The organism is Mycobacterium sp. 2-64 (assembly GCF_035918375.1).
GTDB lineage: Bacteria > Actinomycetota > Actinomycetes > Mycobacteriales > Mycobacteriaceae > Mycobacterium > Mycobacterium intracellulare.
Genome location: NZ_CP142361.1, coordinates 971585 through 990486 on the forward strand (window position 1 = coordinate 971585; position 18902 = coordinate 990486).

At 68.1% G+C, this 18902-nt stretch carries 16 protein-coding genes, 1 pseudogene and 2 riboswitches; of the genes and pseudogenes, 7 read left to right on the plus strand and 10 right to left on the minus strand.

What is annotated here, in order from left to right:
* Window positions 1–9 precede the first annotated feature (9 nt).
* Genes QGN31_RS04665 through QGN31_RS04675 form a run of 3 tightly spaced genes read right to left on the minus strand, consistent with a single transcriptional unit; the run spans window position 10 to window position 3292 of the window.
* Window positions 10–744 carry a class I SAM-dependent methyltransferase gene (locus tag QGN31_RS04665; protein WP_009954115.1) on the minus strand — a complete coding sequence of 245 codons (735 nt, stop codon included), beginning with the start codon at window positions 742–744 and terminating at the stop codon, window positions 10–12.
* Window positions 741–1889, minus strand: a complete 1149-nt coding sequence (metX, locus tag QGN31_RS04670) for a homoserine O-acetyltransferase MetX (RefSeq protein ID WP_009954114.1) — start codon at window positions 1887–1889, stop codon at window positions 741–743. The genes QGN31_RS04665 and metX overlap by 4 nt, the downstream gene beginning before the upstream one ends.
* 14 nt (window positions 1890–1903) lie before the next feature.
* A complete protein-coding gene (locus QGN31_RS04675) occupies window positions 1904–3292 on the minus strand; it encodes a bifunctional o-acetylhomoserine/o-acetylserine sulfhydrylase (RefSeq protein ID WP_014385729.1) in 1389 nt (462 codons plus the stop codon).
* 178 nt (window positions 3293–3470) lie between these two features.
* Window positions 3471–3587, minus strand: a riboswitch (SAM riboswitch).
* Between the two features lie 149 nt (window positions 3588–3736).
* Between QGN31_RS04675 and QGN31_RS04680 the strand changes: the two genes are divergently transcribed.
* Together QGN31_RS04680 and QGN31_RS04685 are read left to right on the plus strand one after the other, a co-directional pair.
* Complete coding sequence (locus QGN31_RS04680) at window positions 3737–5974, plus strand: NADP-dependent isocitrate dehydrogenase (protein WP_009954111.1); 2238 nt, start codon at window positions 3737–3739, stop codon at window positions 5972–5974.
* A 19-nt stretch (window positions 5975–5993) separates the two neighbouring features.
* The gene (locus QGN31_RS04685) at window positions 5994–7235 is read left to right on the plus strand and encodes an NADP-dependent isocitrate dehydrogenase (RefSeq protein WP_009954109.1); all 1242 of its coding nucleotides are present in this window, start codon (window positions 5994–5996) and stop codon (window positions 7233–7235) included.
* On the opposite strand, the gene QGN31_RS04690 is transcribed toward QGN31_RS04685, so the two are convergent.
* Window positions 7228–8037, minus strand: coding sequence for an alpha/beta fold hydrolase (locus QGN31_RS04690; protein ID WP_014383222.1), 810 nt, complete (start codon window positions 8035–8037; stop codon window positions 7228–7230). The genes QGN31_RS04685 and QGN31_RS04690 overlap by 8 nt on opposite strands.
* Window positions 8038–8277: 240 nt before the next feature.
* On the opposite strand from QGN31_RS04690, the gene trpS reads away from it, so the two are divergent.
* Both trpS and yhjD read left to right on the plus strand, forming a co-directional pair.
* Window positions 8278–9297, plus strand: a complete 1020-nt coding sequence (trpS, locus tag QGN31_RS04695) for a tryptophan--tRNA ligase (protein WP_014381028.1) — start codon at window positions 8278–8280, stop codon at window positions 9295–9297.
* 11 nt (window positions 9298–9308) lie between these two features.
* Window positions 9309–10346 carry an inner membrane protein YhjD gene (gene yhjD, locus QGN31_RS04700; protein ID WP_009954105.1) on the plus strand — a complete coding sequence of 346 codons (1038 nt, stop codon included), beginning with the start codon at window positions 9309–9311 and terminating at the stop codon, window positions 10344–10346.
* Here the strand turns inward: yhjD and QGN31_RS04705 are convergent.
* The 4 genes from QGN31_RS04705 to QGN31_RS04720 form a co-directional block, all read right to left on the minus strand.
* A complete protein-coding gene (locus QGN31_RS04705) occupies window positions 10343–10657 on the minus strand; it encodes a DMT family transporter (RefSeq protein WP_008260036.1) in 315 nt (104 codons plus the stop codon). The two genes, yhjD and QGN31_RS04705, sit on opposite strands and share 4 nt — an antisense overlap.
* 13 nt (window positions 10658–10670) lie before the next feature.
* Window positions 10671–10733: riboswitch (guanidine-III (ykkC-III) riboswitch) on the minus strand.
* Between the two features lie 12 nt (window positions 10734–10745).
* A complete protein-coding gene (gene nagA, locus QGN31_RS04710; protein ID WP_373307967.1) occupies window positions 10746–11849 on the minus strand; it encodes an N-acetylglucosamine-6-phosphate deacetylase in 1104 nt (367 codons plus the stop codon).
* 14 nt (window positions 11850–11863) lie between these two features.
* A complete protein-coding gene (locus tag QGN31_RS04715; RefSeq protein WP_009954102.1) occupies window positions 11864–13216 on the minus strand; it encodes a sugar porter family MFS transporter in 1353 nt (450 codons plus the stop codon).
* 6 nt (window positions 13217–13222) lie between these two features.
* Window positions 13223–14464: a D-alanyl-D-alanine carboxypeptidase family protein gene (locus QGN31_RS04720; RefSeq protein ID WP_014942847.1), complete on the minus strand. Its 1242-nt coding sequence runs from the start codon at window positions 14462–14464 to the stop codon at window positions 13223–13225.
* Between the two features lie 170 nt (window positions 14465–14634).
* On the opposite strand from QGN31_RS04720, the gene QGN31_RS04725 reads away from it, so the two are divergent.
* Window positions 14635–14919 carry a hypothetical protein gene (locus QGN31_RS04725; protein WP_014385726.1) on the plus strand — a complete coding sequence of 95 codons (285 nt, stop codon included), beginning with the start codon at window positions 14635–14637 and terminating at the stop codon, window positions 14917–14919.
* Between the two features lie 58 nt (window positions 14920–14977).
* Here QGN31_RS04725 and QGN31_RS04730 read toward each other — a convergent pair whose 3' ends face one another.
* Window positions 14978–16309, minus strand: a complete 1332-nt coding sequence (locus QGN31_RS04730; RefSeq protein WP_014385725.1) for an aspartate aminotransferase family protein — start codon at window positions 16307–16309, stop codon at window positions 14978–14980.
* Window positions 16310–16579: 270 nt separating this feature from the next.
* On the opposite strand from QGN31_RS04730, the gene QGN31_RS04735 reads away from it, so the two are divergent.
* Both QGN31_RS04735 and QGN31_RS04740 read left to right on the plus strand, forming a co-directional pair.
* Window positions 16580–17512: a sigma-70 family RNA polymerase sigma factor gene (locus QGN31_RS04735; protein ID WP_008260015.1), complete on the plus strand. Its 933-nt coding sequence runs from the start codon at window positions 16580–16582 to the stop codon at window positions 17510–17512.
* A gap of 34 nt (window positions 17513–17546) precedes the next feature.
* Window positions 17547–18041 (plus strand): PPOX class F420-dependent oxidoreductase, encoded by a 495-nt coding sequence (locus QGN31_RS04740; RefSeq protein ID WP_014942846.1) that lies wholly within the window; start codon window positions 17547–17549, stop codon window positions 18039–18041.
* Window positions 18042–18226: 185 nt separating this feature from the next.
* Here QGN31_RS04740 and QGN31_RS04745 read toward each other — a convergent pair.
* Window positions 18227–18895 (minus strand): annotated as a pseudogene (locus QGN31_RS04745) (carboxymuconolactone decarboxylase family protein); the annotation flags it as partial.
* Window positions 18896–18902 lie beyond the last annotated feature (7 nt).

An 18902-nucleotide genomic window follows, 5' to 3' on the forward strand; every position in this document is an offset into this window, starting at 1 on the left:
CGCGGGCGCTCAGCCGGCCAGCGTCGCCCGGGTGCACATGGTGATATAGGGCAGCGCCAGCCCGGTCGCATTCGCCAGGGCCGGATGGGTGGCCAGCAACTGGCGCACCTCGTCGAGCGTTCTGGAGCGAACCTCGGTCGGCGAGGTGATGCAGTAGCTGCGCGACGCGACGAGGTCGATCAATGCTTGCGGCGTAAGGTAACTCGTCCACTCGACCCGATGCTGCGCGAGGTCGGTGAACGGCTCGGGCAGCTGCACCTGGGTGCGGCCGCCGTCGCCGTCGCTGCCGATGATCCGGCCCAGTTCGCGCACCCAGCCGAGCCGTTCGTCGCGGGTGTTCCACACCAGGCCCAGCCGCCCGCCCGGCCGTAGCACGCGGGCCACCTCGGGTATCGCGCGCTCGGGGTCCACCCAATGCCAGGCCTGGGCCACCAGCACCACGTCAACGCTGTTGTCTTCCAACGGAATCTCTTCGGCCGTGCCCAGCAGGGCGCGGGTCTCGGGCAGCGAGGTCCGCAGCACCTCCAGCATGTCCGGGATCGGATCGACGGCCACGACGTCCAGGCCGCGCTCCACCAGCCGGGTCGTCAGCTTGCCGGTGCCCGCCCCCAGGTCGAGCACCTGGCGCGCGCCGACCGGCAACAGCCAGTCGATCGCTTCCGGGGGATAGGACGGGCGGCCACGCTCATAGGCCGCGGCCGCCGAGCCGAATGACAAGGAGCGGTCGTGCCGCGAGCGGGTCACCGTTGCGACGTGCCTTCCCTGCTGTCCGCGCCGGCCAAAACCAGTGTCTTGCGGATCAATTCGCCCACCGCGTCGGATTCCACCAGGAAGCCGTCGTGCCCGCAGAGGGAGTCGACCACCTGCAAAGCGGTGCAGCCCGGCAGGTGCTCGGCCAACTCCTCCTGCAGACGCAGCGGGTAGAGCCGGTCGGATGTGATGCCGCCCACCACCGCCGGCACCGGGCAGCCGCGCAGCGCCTTGGCCACCCCGCCGCGGCCACGGCCGACGTCGTGAGTGTTCAGCGCCTCGGTCAATACCACGTAGCTGCCCGCGTCGAAGCGCTCGAGCAGCTTGTCGCCCTGGTACTCCAGGTAGCTCTGCACCGCGTAGCGGCCGCCGGCGGCGGGATCCTCGTCGCCCTGCGCGTCATTGGCGAACCGGGTGTCCAGGTCCACCTCGCCGCGGTAGGTCAGGTGCGCGAAGCGCCGCGCGATCGCCAGCCCGGTGTCGGGCGCCAGCCCGGTGTCGTGATAGTCGCCGCCCTGCCAGTTCGGGTCGGCCTCGATCACCGCGATCTGCGTGGACTGGGTACCGATCTGATCGGCGGTGGCGCGCGCGCCCACCGCCAGCAGCAGCCCGGACCGGACCCGGTCCGGGTGACCGACCATCCACTCCAAAGCCCTTGCGCCGCCCATGGATCCACCGACCACCGCGGCGACCTCGTCGATCCCCAGCGCGGCCAGCGCGGCGATGTCGGCCTCCACCTGGTCGCGGATCGAAATCCGCGGGAACCTTGAGCCCCAAGGCTTTCCGTCCCGGGTCCGCGAGCTGGGCCCGGTGGAGCCGCGGCAACCGCCGAGCACGTTGGTGGCCACCGCGCACCACCGGTCGGTGTCGATCGGGGCTCCCGGCCCGACCATGCCGTCCCACCAGCCGCCGGTGGGATGTCCTGGTCCGGCCGGGCCGGTGACGTGCGAGTCACCGGTCAGCGCGTGCAGCACCACCACCACGTTGTCGCGCGTGGGCGACAACTCGCCCCAGCGCTGCACGGCGATGTGCACGTCGTCGATCACCGCGCCGCTTTCGGTGGTCAGCGAGCCGATGTGGACAAAGCCGATTTCGCCTTCGTCGGGCAGCGTTTGGGTGGGCGCGTCGGGGATCGTCATCGGGGCGGTCTCCTTCAGAACGCCGCCACGGCGTGCGGATCGGTGCCCGAGGCTCCGGCGGTCGCGCCGAATTTGGCCGCCGCGGCGAAGCCGAGCTCCAGGTCGGCCAGGATGTCGTCGATCCCCTCGATGCCGACCGCCAGCCGCACCAGGCCCGGGCTGACCCCGGTGCTCAGCTGCTCCTGCGGGGACAGCTGGGCGTGCGTCGTGGAGGCCGGGTGGATCACCAGGGAACGCACGTCGCCGATGTTGGCGACGTGGCTGTGCAACTTGAGCGCGTTCACGAAGGCCTTGCCGGCCTCGATGCCGCCGGCCAGCTCGAACGACAGCACCGCCCCGGTTCCCTTGGGCGCCAGCTTCTTTGCCCGCTCGTGCCAGGGCGAGCTGGGCAGTCCCGCATAGTTCACCGAGAGCACGCCGTCGTGGCCGGACAAGAACTCGGCCACGCGCTGGGCGTTGGCGACGTGACGCTCGACGCGCAGGCTCAGCGTCTCGATGCCCTGGGCGACCAGGAACGCGTTGAACGGCGCGGCGGCCGAACCGAGGTCGCGCAGCAGCTGCACGCGCGCCTTGAGCGCGTAGGCCGGCGGACCGAGCTCGGCGAACACCACCCCGTGGTAGCTCGGGTCCGGGGTGGTGAACCCCGGGAAACGGCCCTGCGTCCAGTCGAACGTGCCGCCGTCGACGACGACCCCGGCGATCGCCGAGCCGTGGCCGCCGAGGTACTTGGTGGCCGAGTGCACGACGATGTCCGCGCCGTGCTTCAGCGGCTGGATCAGGTAGGGCGTGGCGATCGTGTTGTCGACGATCAGCGGGACGCCCGTGTCGTGGGCGACCCCGCCGACACCGGGGATGTCCAGGATGTCGATCTGCGGATTGGAGATGGTCTCGGCGAAGAACGCCTTGGTGTTCGGCCGCGCCGCGGCCCGCCACGAATCCAGATCGTCGGGGTCCTCCACGAAGCTGACCTCGATGCCGAGCTTGGCCAGCGAGTAGTGAAACAGGTTGTAGGTCCCGCCGTAGAGCCTGGGGCTCGAGACGATGTGATCTCCGGCACACGCGATGTTCAAGATGGCGAACGTGGCCGCCGCCTGGCCGGAGCTCAGGAACAGCGCCGCCACACCGCCCTCGAGCGCGGCGATGCGCTGCTCGACGACGTCGGTGGTCGGGTTGCCGATCCGGGTGTAGATGTTGCCCGGCACCTCCAGCCCGAACAGGGCGGCGGCGTGCGTGGTGTCGTCGAAGACGTACGAGGTGGTCTGGTAGATCGGCAGGGCGCGGGCGTTGGTGGCCGGGTCCGGCTGCTGCCCGGCGTGCACCTGCTTGGTCTCGAACGACCAATGCGCGGTCGGATCGGTGTTCTCGCTGGTGGTGCCGTTGGAAGAAGAACTGTCGGAACTCACGTGGGTTGGCTTTCTCCTGAAATATGGGCTCGGGTCTTCAGCGGGGCCTTACGGCCGGCCGGCTAGCAGCGGCGCACGGTCGCGCACATCAGCGGCTCCACCAAGGCGAGCCGATGATCGCAAGGAGCTGGACAGAAGCACATCACGTGTCCCCTCTAGTCAGGGGTCCGTTATGGCGGACCCGCGCTTGCCGCGCAGCCTGTGGCTACTAGACCTGGTCATCACCCGGGGCACCCCACCGCGGTTGGAGGGTTGCCGGCCAGCAAGCCGGGGCTTGTCGCTGGCGCTCATGACCAATACGAAGACTATCTTACTGTGCCGACCCGCTGCCAACTGTCGCGGTGCAGACGCAGGTCGACACCTGTCCAAACACCCTTGATAACGTGGCAGTTAGATTGCTGAGCCCCCCACAGATCTGACCATAATCACGCCGGGAGAGGGACCGTGAGCGCCGAAAAGCCGACCGTCATCTACACGCTGACCGACGAGGCGCCGCTGCTGGCGACCTACGCGTTCCTGCCGATCGTGCGTGCCTTCGCCGAACCCGCGGGCATCGAGATCAAGACCAGCGACATCTCCGTGGCCGCCCGGATCCTCGCCGAGTTCCCCGAACACCTGACCGAAGAGCAGCGGGTCCCGGACAACCTCGCGGAGTTGGGCCGGCTGACCAAGCTGGCCGACACCAACATCATCAAGCTGCCCAACATCAGCGCCTCGGTGCCCCAGCTGATCGCCGCCGTCAAGGAACTGCAGGGCAAGGGATTCAAGATTCCGGACTTTCCGCAGAGCCCGAAGACCGACGAGGACAAAGAAATTCGCGACCGCTACGCCAAGTGCCTGGGCAGCGCCGTGAATCCCGTACTGCGGCAAGGCAACTCGGACCGACGCGCACCCAAGGCCGTCAAGGAGTATGCGCGCAAGCATCCGCACAGCATGGCGCCCTGGTCGCCGGCGTCGCGCACCCATGTCGCGACCATGCGCGGCGGCGACTTCTATCACGGCGAGAAGTCGATGACGCTGGACCGCGCGCGCAACGTGAAGATGGAGCTGGAGACCGAAAGCGGCGAGACGATCGTGCTCAAGCCGATGGTGTCGCTGCGCAACGCCGACGTCATCGACTCCATGTTCATGAGCAAGAAGGCCCTCGTCGAGTTCTACGAGGAGCAGATGCAGGACGCCTACGAGACCGGCGTGATGTTCTCGCTGCACGTCAAGGCGACGATGATGAAGGTCTCCCACCCCATCGTCTTCGGCCACGCCGTGAAGATCTTCTACAAGGAGGCCTTCGCCAAGCACCAGGAGCTCTTCGACGAACTCGGCGTCGACGTCAACAACGGATTGGTCGATCTGTACAGCAAGATCGAGTCGCTGCCGGCGTCGCTGCACGAGGAGATCATCCGCGACCTGCACGCCTGCCACGAGCACCGGCCCGAGCTCGCGATGGTCGATTCGGCCAAGGGCATCACCAACTTTCATTCGCCCAGCGACGTGATCGTCGACGCGTCGATGCCGGCGATGATCCGCGCAGGCGGCAAGATGTGGGGCGCCGACGGTCGGCAGAAGGACACCAAGGCCGTCAACCCCGAGTCCACCTTTTCCCGGATCTACCAAGAGATCATCAACTTCTGCAAGACCCACGGGCAGTTCGATCCGACGACGATGGGCACGGTCCCCAACGTCGGGCTGATGGCGCAGCAGGCCGAGGAGTACGGCTCGCATGACAAGACCTTCGAGATCCCCGAGGGCGGCGTCGCCAACATCGTCGACCTCGACACCGGGGAGGTCCTGCTCACCCAGAACGTGGAGGCCGGCGACATCTGGCGCATGCCCATCGTGCGGGACGAAGCGATCCGGGACTGGGTCAAGCTGGCCGTCACCCGGGCGCGCAACTCGGGCATGACCGTGGTGTTCTGGCTCGACACCGAACGCCCGCACGAGGTCGAGCTGCGCAAGAAGGTCAAGGAGTACCTCAAGGAACACGACACCGAGGGCCTGGACATCAACATCATGCCGCAGGTGTGGGCCATGAGGTACACGCTGGAGCGCGCGATGCGCGGCCAGGACACGATCGCCGCCACCGGAAACATCCTGCGCGACTACCTCACCGACCTGTTCCCGATCCTGGAGCTGGGCACCAGCGCCAAGATGCTGTCCATCGTGCCGTTGATGGCCGGCGGCGGAATGTACGAAACCGGCGCGGGCGGTTCGGCGCCCAAGCACGTCCACCAGCTCGTCGAGGAGAACCACCTGCGCTGGGACTCCCTCGGTGAATTCCTGGCTCTGGGAGCGTGTTTCGAGGACATCGGCATCAAGACCGACAACGAGCGCGCCAAGCTCTTGGGCAAGACGCTGGATGCCGCGATCGGAAAGCTGTTGGACAACAACAAGAGTCCGTCGCGCAAGACCGGTGAACTCGACAACCGCGGCAGCCAGTTCTACCTGGCGCTGTACTGGGCCCAGGAACTCGCCGCGCAAAACGACGACGAGGATTTGCGCGAGCGCTTCGCCGCGCTGGCTGACTCGTTGGCCGAGAACGAGGACACCATCGTGGGCGAACTCGCTGAGGTGCAGGGTGAGTCGGTCGACATCGGTGGGTACTACTACCCGGACAGCGAGAAGACGACGGCGGTGATGCGGCCGAGCAAGACGTTCAACGAAGTGCTGGCCGCCGCACAAGGCTGACGCCGCAGGAAAGGCACCGATGTCGAGCCCGGGTTCCAAAGAAGCCAAGATCAAGGTCAAGGGCCGCGTGGTCGAGCTCGACGGCGACGAGATGACCCGCGTCATCTGGAAGCTGATCAAGGACCAGCTGATCCTTCCGCACCTCGACATCGATCTGGACTACTACGACCTGGGCATCGAGCACCGCGACCGCACCGACGACCAGGTGACGATCGACGCGGCCTACGCCATCAAGAAGCACGGCGTGGGCGTCAAGTGCGCGACGATCACCCCCGACGAGGCTCGCGTCTCGGAGTTCAACCTCAAGAAGATGTGGCTCTCGCCGAACGGGACGATCCGGAACATCTTGGGCGGCACCATCTTCCGCGAACCGATCGTCATCTCCAACGTGCCGCGCCTGGTTCCGGGCTGGACCAAACCGATCGTCATCGGCCGCCACGCGTTCGGCGACCAGTACCGGGCGACCAACTTCAAGGTCGACAAGCCCGGCACCGTCGCCATCACGTTCACCCCGGCCGACGGCAGCGAGCCGATGGTCCACGAGATGGTGTCCCTGCCCGACGACGGCGGCGTGGTGATGGGGATGTACAACTTCAAGGACTCCGTGCGCGACTTCGCGCGCGCGTCGTTCAAGTACGGCCTGAACGCCAAGTGGCCGGTGTACCTGTCCACCAAGAACACCATCCTCAAGGCCTACGACGGCATGTTCAAAGACGAGTTCCAGCGCATCTACGACGAGGAATTCAAGGAGCAGTTCGAGGCCGAGGGCCTGACCTACGAGCACCGGCTGATCGACGACATGGTCGCCGCCTGCCTCAAGTGGGAGGGCGGCTACGTGTGGGCGTGCAAGAACTACGACGGCGACGTGCAATCCGACGCCATCGCCCAGGGCTACGGCTCGCTGGGGCTGATGACCTCGGTGCTGATGACGGCCGACGGCAAGACGGTCGAGGCCGAGGCCGCGCACGGCACCGTCACCCGGCACTTCCGCCAGTACCAGGCCGGCAAGCCGACCTCGACCAACCCGATCGCCTCGATCTTCGCCTGGACGCGGGGACTGGCGCACCGCGGCAAGCTGGACGACACCCCCGAGGTGGTCGAGTTCGCGCAGACGCTGGAAAACGTCGTCGTCTCCACCGTCGAGAGCGGGAAGATGACCAAGGACCTCGCCATCCTGATCGGGCCCGACCAGGAGTGGCAGCAGAGCGAGGAATTCCTCGACTCGATCGCGGAGAACCTGGAAAAGGAACTGGCTAGCTAGCCGGCGGCCGGTGCCGGTCGGAAAGCCGGTCCGGGCCCGCGGTGCACTCGTCGATGAAGTCGGCGATGGCCGCGGTGATCCGCTCCGGCGCCTCGAACATCGGCACGTGCCCGACGCCGTCGAGCTTGGTGATCTTCGTTCCCTCCGGCAAAAAGTCGGTGAAATGCCGGCTGAACCTGCTGGGCGGCACCACCCGGTCCTTCTCGCACAGCACCAGCTGCACGGGCACCGCGGTCTGCGCCAGCTCCAGCAGGCCGGGCTGCAGCAGCGACTTGATCAGCAGCTGGAAGTACGCCGGGCAGTGCGCGGCGTCGTCGACCACACCGCGCAGTTGCTCGTCGCTGACCCCTTCCGGGGTGGCGCTCAGCGGCAGGGTGGCCAGGCGGCGGCTCAGCGGCAGCCGCAGCGCGCGCGGGCCCAGCAGCCGGGCCAGTCCCAGGATCGGCATCCCGGCGATGAACTTGCTGATGACCTCGAATTTGACCGGGCTCCAGCGCGTCCACCCGCCCGCGGCGCCGACGCCGGTGACGCTGCGCGCCCGCCCGCGTCGCTCGAGCTCGAAGGCCACCCAGCCGCCCAGCGAGTTGCCCACCAGGTGCGCGCTCTCCCAGCCGAGCTGGTCGAGCTGGCGTTCGACGTGGTCGGCCAGCACCGACGAGCTCAGCAGCCAGGTGCCCGCGTAGGGGCCGCCGTTGTGCCCGGCCATGGTCGGGGCGAAGACCTCGTAGCGGCCGGTGTCGGCCAGCCGCGGCGCCACCGGATCCCACACCGTCTGCGACATCAAAAACCCGTGGAGCAGCACGACCGGCTCGCCGGAACCGAGATGAATCGGGGGACGGGCCGAGTGCGACGCCGAGTGAGCGGGGCTCACGAGCGAGGAGCCAAGCAGACGAGGTTGTGCATAGCCCGACATTAAAGGCGGTACCGCCGGTATCGCAAGGCGGGCCGATCGCGAGCGGCCGGCACGCCGCACATTCGGCATCGAGGGTGAGGCTGGCCGCACACCGGGCGGGGCGGCCGCGCGTGAAAAGATCGGTGCATCATGAGCACCGCTACCGGATCCAGCCGCATTTTCTCCGGCGTGCAGCCCACGTCCGATTCGCTTCACCTGGGTAACGCGTTGGGCGCCGTCACCCACTGGGTCGAACTGCAGGACGACCATGACGCGTTCTTCTGCGTGGTCGACCTCCATGCCATCACCGTCGCCCAGGATCCCGAGGCGCTGCGGCGACGGACCCTGGTCACCGCCGCCCAATACCTGGCGCTGGGCATCGACCCGGCGCGCAGCACCGTGTTCGTGCAGAGCCACGTGCCCGCCCACTCCCAGTTGGCGTGGGTGCTGGGCTGCTTCACCGGCTTCGGGCAGGCGTCGCGGATGACGCAGTTCAAGGACAAGTCGCTGCGCCAGGGCGCCGACTCCACCACCGTGGGTTTGTTCACCTATCCGGTGCTGCAGGCCGCCGACGTGCTGGCCTACGACACCGACCTGGTGCCGGTGGGCGAAGACCAGCGCCAGCACCTCGAGCTGGCCCGCGACGTGGCGCAGCGGTTCAACGCCCGATTCCCGGACACGTTCGTGGTGCCCGACGTGCTCATCCCCAAGGCGACCGCGAAGATCTACGACCTACAAGACCCCACGTCGAAGATGAGCAAATCCGCGGCCACCGACGCCGGGCTGATCAACCTGCTCGACGATCCGGCGTTGTCGGCCAAGAAGATTCGGTCGGCGGTGACCGACAGCGAGCGCGAGATCCGCTTCGACACCGACGCCAAGCCCGGCGTGTCCAACCTGCTGACCATCCAGTCGGCGGTCAGCGGCGTCGGCGTCGACAAGCTCGTCGAGGGCTATGCCGGAAAGGGTTACGGCGATCTGAAGAAGGACACCGCCGAGGCGGTGGTCGAGTTCGTCGCCCCGATCAAGGCCCGCGTCGACGAACTGACGGCCGACTTGGCCGAATTGGAGGCCGTTTTGGCGGCCGGCGCCGAACGGGCCCAGGATGTCGCCGGGAAGACGGTCCAGCGGGTTTACGATCGGCTTGGGTTCCTTCCGCAACGGAGGTAAGACGTTTCACCATGAGCGAGCCGGCCGAGGAGGGGTTTCTTGATCGGCTGCGGTCCCGGCACGGGTGGCTCGACCATGTCATCCGCGCCTACCAGCGTTTCGACGAGCGCAACGGCGGGTTCTTCGCCGCCGGCCTCACGTATTACACGATTTTCGCGTTGTTCCCGTTGCTCATGGTCGGTTTCGCGGTGTTCGGCTTCGTGCTGGCCCGGCGGCCGCACCTGCTGAGCACGATCGACGACCACATCCGGTCCCAGGTGTCGGGCACGCTGGGTAATCAGCTGCAGGAGTTGATGAACTCGGCCATCGACGCCCGGACTTCGGTCGGTGTCATCGGTCTGGTCACCGCGGTGTGGGCGGGGCTGGGCTGGATATCGCACCTGCGGCAGGCGCTGACCGAGATGTGGTGGGACTCGCACGTGGAGTCGCCGGGCTTCGTGCGGAGCAAGTTCTCCGATCTGCTGGCGATGGTGGGGACGTTCGCGGTGATCCTGGCCACCGTCGCGCTGACCACCGTCGGCCACGCCGCGCCGATGGCCGCGTTGCTGAAATGGCTTGGCGTGCCGCAATTCGCGGTGTTCGATTGGCTGTTCTGGCTTTTCTCGATCCTGATCGCGACCTTGGTGTCGTGGCTGCTGTTCACGTGGATGATCGCGCGCCTGCCCCGGGAGAAGGTCAGCTTCGTCGATTCGATGCGGGCCGGGCTGATCGCGGCCGTCGGCTTCGAAGTGTTCAAGCAGGTGGGGTCGATCTATTTGAAGACGGTGTTGCGCAGCCCCGCGGGCGCGGCGTTCGGCCCGGTGCTGGGGTTGATGGTGTTCGCTTACATCACCGCCTATCTCGTGTTGTTCTGCACTGCGTGGGGGGCGACGGCATCCACCGACCCGCGCGACCGCCCTGTGGAGCCCCCGGCCCCGGCGATCATCGCGCCGCGGGTGCACATGGACGAAGGTCTGAGCACCCGCCAGACGCTGACCGCAATGGGGCTGGGAGCCGTTGGGGCGCTGGCACTTTCGCGGATCGCAGGGTTGGCCCGCCGTGGCCGCTAGCTGACCAACTTCAAGCCCGCGATGCAGGCCACGATGCCGCCGATCAGCAACAGCTTGGTCAACGACGCCGGTTCCTCGCCGATCAGCGCCGCGTAGCCCACCGTCAGCACGGCCCCGACGCCGACCCAGACCGCGTAACTGGTTCCGACCGGCAGCGTGCGCATCGCGGTCGCCAGCCCGGCCATCGAAAGCGCCAGTGCGACAACGAAGACCAGCGAAGGGCCGAGCCGGGAGAAGCCGTCGGACTTGTTCAGGGCGGTCGCCCACACCGCCTCCAGGACGCCCGACGCGATCAAGACGAGCCATGCCATTGCGCACCTCCACGGCGCCCGTCTTGTCGCTGGCCGGGTACGGGGCCCCTCGTCCGGTGTCAGGTGCTGACGTCTCCGATGTTAACGCTCAGAGCCAGTCGCCGCGCACCATGACGTCGCTCACCCGCAGATCACGGTCGAGCACCACAAGATTGGCGTCGTAGCCGGGCCGCAGGCTACCGACCCGTTCGAGCCCGAGCGCGCGCGCCGGGGTCGCCGACGTCACCTGAACCGCCGCGGCCAGCCCGGCGTCGCGGTTCGCGCCGAACCCGGCCACGGCGCGAAAGAGCCGATCCATGGTGGCCGTGCTGCCCGCGATGGTCGACGTCCCCTGCACCCGCGCGACGCCGGAGACCACGTCGATGCGTACCGCGCCGAGCCGATACGCGCCGTCGGCGCGGCCCGCCGCGGCGATCGCGTCGGTGATCACGGCGACGCGGTCCGCGCCGGCGGCCTCGATCACCGCGCGCGCCACGTCCGGGTGTAGGTGCACGCCGTCGGCGATGAGCTCGACGGTCACCCGTGGGTCCCGCAGCAGCGCGAGCGCCGGGCCGGGCTCCCGATGGTGCAGCGGCGGCATCGCGTTGAACAGATGCGTGCCGAGCGTGGCGCCCAGCTCGATGGCGCGGCGGGTCTGCTCGTAGGTCGCGTCGGTATGGCCCACCGCCACAACGACTCCCGCGTCCAGGAAACGCCGGATGGCGGCGTCGGCACCGGGCAGCTCCGGCGCCAGGGTGACCATCTTGATCGCGTCGCCGGCGGCGGTCAGCAGCGCGTCGATCTCGTCGGGGTCCGGGTCGCGCATCTGGGTGTGGTCGTGGGCCCCGCACCGTGCCCGGTTCAGCCAGGGGCCTTCGAGGTGGATGCCCGCGATCGTGCCACTCCTGGTGGCGTCGGTGAGCGCGCGCACCCCACTGAGCAATTCCGGGGGAGCGGCGGTCACCAGGCTGGCCAGCGTCGTGGTGGTGCCGTGACGCAGGTGGAAGGCGGCGGCCTCGCCGATGCCGTCGGCGTCGGTGTAGGAAGCGCCCCCGCCGCCGTGCACGTGCATGTCGATAAATCCCGGCACCACAGTGCAATCGGGGTAGTCGCGGTCGGGCGGGCGCGGCGGCGGCCCGGGCGCGGCGGCCGCGATCCGCCCGCCAGCGGTCTCGAGCCAGCCCGGTCGGCAGAGTCGCCCGTCCACGACCATGGTTCCCGCGGCGATCAGTCCCACCGGCCGCCATTCTCCCAGAAGTGGCGGATGTCCTCGAGCTGGCGGCCCTTGGTCTCCGGCGCATACCGATAGACGAAGACGAACGCGATCAACGCGAACGCGGCGAACGCCGCGAAAGTCCCTGCGCCGCCCAAGGAATGCAGCATGGTCAGGAAGACGGCGGCGATGATGGCGTTGGCCACCAGGTTGGAGGTCAGCATGGTGCTCGACCCGATGGAGCGCAGCCGGGACGGGAAGCTTTCGCTGGCGTACACCCAGCCCAGGGAGCCGAAACCCATGGTGTAGCCGAAGATGAACAGCAACACGCCGGCGAACCCGGCGACCGCGCCGCCGATCCCACGGCCGAACACGGCCATCAGCACGACATCGGCGCCGATCATCATCGCGGTGCCGCACAACAGGATTGGCCGCCGGCCCACCCGGTCGACCAGCAGCAGCGCCGTGCCGACGGCGGCCAATCCGGCCACCTGGACCAGCGCCGGCAGACCCAGCAGCGCGAAATTTCCGGTGAAGCCCATGGCCTCGAAGATCCGGGGGCTGTAGTAGATGATCGCGTTGATGCCCGTGATCTGGATCAGGAAGCCGAGAACGACGACGAAGACAGTCGCCCGAAGATAGGGCCTGCGAACCATTTCCGGCAGCATCTCGGAGAGCCGGCCGCCACCTTCGCTGACCGCCCGGCCGATATCGGCCAGCTCGTCGTCCACCCGCGCGTCGGGCTCCACCCGCAGCAGCGCCCGCCGGGCGTCGTCGACCCGGCCTTTGAGCACGTACCACCGGGCCGTATCGGGCATCCGAATCACCAACGGCGCCAACAGCAGTGCGGGCACGCACGCCAACCCCAGCATCCACCGCCAGCTGTGCGTGCCGGCCAGCAGGTAGCCGGTCACGTATCCGACAATGAGCCCGCTGACGATCGCCAGCTGGTAAGCCGTCAGCAGCGAGCCACGCACCGCCGTCGGCGCCGATTCCGCCACGTACACCGGGACGACCACGACCGTCACGCCGATGGTCAGCCCGACGAGCAGGCGCGCCCCCAGCAGCATCGTCAGCGACACCGAGAACGCGGCCAGCAGCGCGAAAGCCGCGTAGGCGAACAGGATCAGCACGACCGAGCGTTTGCGGCCGATCACGTTGGCCAGCACACCGGCGCCGAGCGCCCCGATGATCTGGCCGATCACCACCATCGTCGTCAGCAGTTCCTGTTGCCGCGTGGACAGCCCGAAATCCTCGGTGACGAACAACTGCGCACCGGCGATGATGGACAGGTCATAGCCATAGATGACGCCCACGCTGGCGGCGGTCAGCCCGACCAGCAGGCCGCGCCGCGATCCGGTGCCCACCGGCGCTCAGCGGTGTTGGGGTCGGCGGTTCATCGAGCGTGCGGCCATGATCAAGCTAAACACGATGATGGCGCCGATGACAGCGACGCCCACCCGGACCGGCATGGCGTCCGCCGAGCCGATGATCGCGCCGGCCGCAGCGTTATTGGCGAGCCGGTCGGCGGCGGTGTCGCTCTTGGCGGGCGCCAGCGACGGGTCGGGAGCGACCAGCGAGCCGACCTGCGTGCCCTGCGGGGTGGCGAACCCGTAGTCCAGCAGATGGGCGGCCTGTTCCCACGGCGCGATCGGTTGCCGCGTCCCGTGCAGCAGCACCGCCACCAGCCGCCGCCCGTCATGGTTGGCCGCGCCCACGAACGTCTGGCCCGCGTCGTCGGTGTAGCCGGTCTTGCCGCCCAGGGCGCCGGGATACTTGTAGAGCAGCTGGTTGTCGTTCTCCAGCTCGTAGCCGGGGTGGTCGCCGTGGCCGGGGAAGTCGAACGTCCGGGTCGCGACGATGTTGGCGAACGTGGGGTTCTGCCACGCGTAGCGATAGAACAGCCCGATGTCGTAGGCCGAGGTGCTCATGCCGGGCGCGTCCAGCCCGGACGGCGTCGCCACCCGGGTGTCCTGGCCGCCGAGCTTGGCGGCCAGCACGTTGATCTTCTCCAGCGCTTGCTGCATGCCGCCGAGCTGCATGGCCAGCGCGTGGGCGGCGTCGTTGCCGGAGTGCATCAGCAGCCCGTGCAGCAGCTGGTTGACGGTGAACACGCCGCCTTCCTGGACGCCGACCTTGGTGCCCTCGGCGGCCGCGTCGTCGGCGGTTCCGGCGACCGACTTGTTCAGGTTGAGCGTGTTGATGGCGGCCATTGCCACCAACACCTTGATGATGCTGGCCGGGCGGTGCCGGCCGTGCGGGTCTTTGGCGGCGATGACCGCGCCGCTGTCCAGGTCGGCCACCAGCCAGGCCTCGGCGGACACATCGCCCGGGAGCGGCGGCGTGTTGGGTGCGGCGACAATGCCGCAACTGGCCAGGGCGTCACCCCCCACCGGCTTGGCGGGCACCGCCAGCGGGATCGGGGGATCCCCGGCCGTGGGGACCTCCGACGAGTCCACCGCCGGCGGGGTGTTCACCTTGTACGGGCAGCTCGCGGGCGCGGCGTTGGGTTCGGCGCCGGGTTCGGCCTTGGCGAGTGGCAAGGCAATCGTGGCGGGAGCCCAGGCCACGAAACCCGCTGCGACCAGGCACGACATCGAACGTAGGAAGCTCATCGTCTGTGCACATTAAGCGATCGGGGGCCCGAATTCGGGGAGCCGCGCTGTGACTGATGAGACGGAAGTTACTCAGCCGGGGCGGCGGCCCCGGGATACGCTGGGCGCGCGGTCCGCGGGAAGCGCCCGCCCGCACCGACTTCAGAGGATTCGCCATTCCCGACGACCGATTGTGGGCCAGGCTGCGGCGCCGGCGCGACGGCGCGGCCGGTGTCGTCCCGCGCGCGCTGAAGGATCTGCTCAAACAGGTGGAGAAGGCGACCCAGGTGCGGCGTTCCGGGCTCGATCAGGTGCTGGCGGAACTCACGCTGCATCGTGACGCCGCCACCGAGCCGGAGCTGCGCTCGGCGCTGGCATGGTTGTGCAATGCCGTCTCGCGGTTCGGGCGCAACCCGAGCGCCCCGCACGCCCGCGAGGTGATGCTGGCCGCCGACGCGGTCAGGCGCGCGGGCTAGTGTCTAGTGGCGATCGCAAGCGCGGCGAAGCCGGGCGCAGCGGGTCGCCACCATCCGGCTAGAGCCGCGCCGACTCCTCGTGCAGCACCTCGCGCAGGATGGCCTCGATGGTGTCGAACTCGGCCTGGCCGCTGATCAGCGGCGGCGCCAGTTGAATGACCGAATCGCCACGGTCGTCGGTGCGGCAATACAACCCGGCATCGAACAGTGCCGAGCCCACCCGCGCCAGCAGCGGCCGGCGCTCATCGTCGCTGAACGTCTGCTTGGTCGCCTTTTCCTTGACCAGTTCCACGCCGTAGAAAAACCCCTCGCCGCGCACGTCGCCGACGATCGGCAGGTCGTAGAGCTTTTCCAGGGTGGCGCGCAAGGCCGGCGCGTTGGCCCGGACGTGATCGTTGAGCCCCTCGCGCTCGAAGATGTCGAGGTTGGCCAGCCCGACGGCCGCCGAAACCGGGTGGCCGCCAAAGGTATAGCCGTGCGGGAACATCGTCGCGCCGTCGTTGAACGGCTCGAACAGGCGCTCGCTGGCGATCATCGCGCCGATCGGTGAGTAGCCCGACGTCATTCCCTTGGCGCAGGTGATCATGTCGGGCACGTAGCCGAAGTCGTCACAGGCGAACATCGACCCGATGCGGCCGAACGCGCAGATCACCTCGTCGGAGACCAGCAGCACGTCGTATTCGTCGCAGATTTCCCGCACGCGCTCGAAATAGCCTGGGGGAGGCGGGATGCTGCCACCGGCGTTCTGCACCGGTTCCAGGAATACCGCCGCCACGGTGTCGGGGCCCTCGAACTCGATGGCCTCGGCGATGCGGTCCGCGGCCCACTGCCCGAAGGCTTTCGGGTCGGTGCGCAGCGGTTCCGGTGCCCGATAGAAGTTGGTGTTGGGCACCCGGAAGCCGCCGGGCGTCACCGGCTCGAAGGGCGCCTTGTACCGGGGCAGCCCGGTGATCGCCAGGGCGCCCTGGGTGGTGCCGTGGTAGGCGACCGATCGCGAAATCACCTTGTGCTTACCGGGTTTGCCGGTGAGCTTGAAGTACTGCTTGGCCAGTTTCCACGCGGTCTCGACGGCCTCGGTGCCGCCGGTGGTGAAGAAGACGCGGTTGAGGTCACCCGGGGTGTAGCCGGCGAGGCGCTCGGCGAGCTCGATCGCCGTCGGGGTGGCGTATCCCCACAGCGGAAAGAACGCCAGCGTGCCCGCCTGCCGGACGGCGGCCTCGGCGAGCTCGGCGCGGCCGTGACCGACCTGCACGGTGAACAGCCCGGATAGGCCGTCGAGGTAACTCTTGCCGCGGTCGTCGAAGATGGTGACGCCCTCACCGCGGGTGATGATCGGCGGCGTGATTCCCGGGCCGTGCCGGGAGAAGTGCAGCCACAGGTTGTCGGTCATTGGTGGTGAGCGTAGCGCCCGCTTCGGGCTCGGTTGGATTGCCCGACTCCTCACTCGCGCCGTTTCGGTGCTCGCCGTCGCCGGGCTTGGTTGGATTGCCCGGCTCCTCACTCGCGCCGTTTCGGCGCTCGCCGTCGCCGGGCTTGGTTGGATTGCCCGGCTCCTCACTCGCGCCGTTTCGGTGCTCGCCGTCGCCGGGCTTGGTTGGATTGCCCGGCTCCTCACTCGCGCCGTTTCGGCGCTCGCCGTCGCCGGGCTAGGCTCGGCGATATGACCTCAGCGCAACAGGTCAGCGAATTCGAGTCGTTGCGACCGCATCTCATGTCGGTCGCCTACCGGCTGACCGGCACGGTCGCCGACGCCGAGGACATCGTCCAAGATGCCTGGCTGCGCTGGCACCGCCAGGACCCCGACAAGGGAACGCAGATCACCGACCTGCGGGCGTGGTTGACCACGGTGGTGAGCCGGCTTGGTCTGGACAGGCTGCGCTCGGCGGCGCACCGGCGCGAGACCTACACCGGAAACTGGCTGCCCGAGCCCGTCGTCACCGGATTCGGCCCGCCTGCTTCCGAAGCCGACCCGCTGTCCGCGGTGGTGGCCGGCGAGGACGCCCGGTTCGCGGCGATGGTGGTGCTGGAGCGCCTCTCGCCTGACCAGCGGGTCGCGTTCGTCTTGCACGACGGGTTCGACGTGCCGTTCGCGGAGGTTGCGGAGGCGCTGGGTACCAGCGAGGCCGCCGCCCGGCAGCTGGCCTCGCGGGCCCGCAAGGCCGTCGCGGCCGAGCCACCGCCCGAACCCGACCCATCGCACAACGAGGTGGTGGGAAAGTTGTTGGCCGCCATGGCCGCCGGCGATCTGGAGGCCGTGGTCTCCTTGCTGCACCCGGACGTCATCTTCACCGGCGATTCAAATGGCAAGGCGCCCACGGCCGTTCACGTCATCCACGGCCCGGACAAGGTGGTCCGGTTCATGCTCGGCCTGGCAAACCGCTACGGGCCCGCCTTCTACACGTCCTATCAAGCAGGACTGGTCAACGGCGAGCTGGGCATCTACACCGCCGGCTTCCCCGCTGCCGACGGCTACCGCGAGATGTGCCCGCGGATCATGGCGATGACGGTGCGCGACGGAAAGGTTTGCGCCTTATGGGATGTCGCCAATCCCGAGAAGTTCACCGGCTCTCCGCTGCGGCGCGAGCAGCCGTAAGTCAGTCGAGTCAGGCGCAGATTGGAGAGAGCACATGGGCAGCAGCGTCACCGAAACGATGGGCAAATTGATGTTCCGCGGTATGGACATGATGCGCCACCGCAGCGCCTTCGACGTCGGCGCTGCGACCCCGCAAGGTAAGGACTTCACCGGTTTCGACAAAACGCGGCAAATCTTGTTGGTGACGTTCAAGCGTTCCGGCGAGGCGATGCCGAGCCCGATCAACCACGGTGTCGCCGACGGAAAGATCTACGTGCGAACGGATGCGTCCACCGGAAAGGTGAAGCGGATCAACAACAATCCGCGTGTCGTAGTGGTGCCCAGCAGTCTTCGCGGCAAGCCAAAAGGGCAAGCGGTCGCCGGGAAGGCCAGGATCTTGCCCGAGTCCGAACACGCCCACGCGTACAAGGTGATTGCGGCGAACTGGAGCCTGCCGATGAAGTTATTCGAGCGCGGTCTGGACAAGGGCAGCGCGGCGCTCAGTATTCCGACCACCTACATCGAGATCGAACTCGCCCAAGAGGGCTGATCAGCCCACGCCCTGGTTTGCTAGCCAACGGGCGACGACCCGCTGCGCCCGGCTACGCCGCGCTTGCGATCGTCGCTAGCCAACGGGCGACGACCCGCTGCGCCCGGCTACGCCGCGCTTGCGATCGTCGCTAGCCAACGGGCGACGACCCGCTGCGCCCGGCTACGCCGCGCTTGCGATCGTCGCTAGCCAACGGGCGACGACCCGCTGCGCCCGGCTACGCCGCGCTTGCGATCGTCGCTAGCCCAGGGAATCCGGCACGCGTCACCCGAATTGAAGCCTTGCTCGGTGATGCCCAGCGCGGTGTTCACCCGCGCCCGCATGTTCTCCAACCCAATTTGATAGGTCAGCTCGAATACCCCGGCGTCGCCGAAGCGGGCCCGCAGGTCGTCGACCTGCTCGTCGGTGACGGTGTGCGGATCGGTGGTCATCGCGTCGGCATAGGCGATGGCGGCGCGCTCGTCGTCGGTATAGGCCGGCGAGGTGGCGTAGTTGTCGATCTCCTTGAGCCGCTCCACGTCCAGGCCGTCCAGGCGCTGCAGCATCGATCCGAAGTCGACGCACCACGAGCAGCCGATCTGGCGCGCGGTCCACAACACCGCCAGCTCACGCACGCTGGCCGGAAGGGTTTTCGACGCCCGCTCGACCATCGTCTCGTGCATGGCGCTCGCGGTCATCAGCTTGCGATGATGCGCGGCCACGGCGAACGGTTCGGGAACTTGGCCGTAGCGACGCTTGGCTATCCGGTACATGGCCCGGATCAGCAATCCGGCGCGCTTGGGGGGCAGGGGCTCGATGCGGGTTTTCTGTGTCATACCCCTCAGACGAGACAGCCCGGCGATGTGTGACGAGCAGACGCGG

Excerpts from the sequence above, each read along its gene's own strand:
- metX (WP_009954114.1), bottom strand. The coding sequence starts at position 1,889 with ATGACGATCCCCGACGCGCCCACCCAAACGCTGCCCGACGAAGGCGAA.
- QGN31_RS04685 (WP_009954109.1), top strand. The coding sequence starts at position 5,994 with ATGTCGAGCCCGGGTTCCAAAGAAGCCAAGATCAAGGTCAAGGGCCGC.
- trpS (WP_014381028.1), top strand. The coding sequence starts at position 8,278 with ATGAGCACCGCTACCGGATCCAGCCGCATTTTCTCCGGCGTGCAGCCC.
- yhjD (WP_009954105.1), top strand. The coding sequence starts at position 9,309 with ATGAGCGAGCCGGCCGAGGAGGGGTTTCTTGATCGGCTGCGGTCCCGG.
- QGN31_RS04705 (WP_008260036.1), bottom strand. The coding sequence starts at position 10,657 with ATGGCATGGCTCGTCTTGATCGCGTCGGGCGTCCTGGAGGCGGTGTGG.
- nagA (WP_373307967.1), bottom strand. The coding sequence starts at position 11,849 with ATGGTCGTGGACGGGCGACTCTGCCGACCGGGCTGGCTCGAGACCGCT.
- QGN31_RS04720 (WP_014942847.1), bottom strand. The coding sequence starts at position 14,464 with ATGAGCTTCCTACGTTCGATGTCGTGCCTGGTCGCAGCGGGTTTCGTG.
- QGN31_RS04730 (WP_014385725.1), bottom strand. The coding sequence starts at position 16,309 with ATGACCGACAACCTGTGGCTGCACTTCTCCCGGCACGGCCCGGGAATC.
- QGN31_RS04735 (WP_008260015.1), top strand. The coding sequence starts at position 16,580 with ATGACCTCAGCGCAACAGGTCAGCGAATTCGAGTCGTTGCGACCGCAT.
- QGN31_RS04740 (WP_014942846.1), top strand. The coding sequence starts at position 17,547 with ATGGGCAGCAGCGTCACCGAAACGATGGGCAAATTGATGTTCCGCGGT.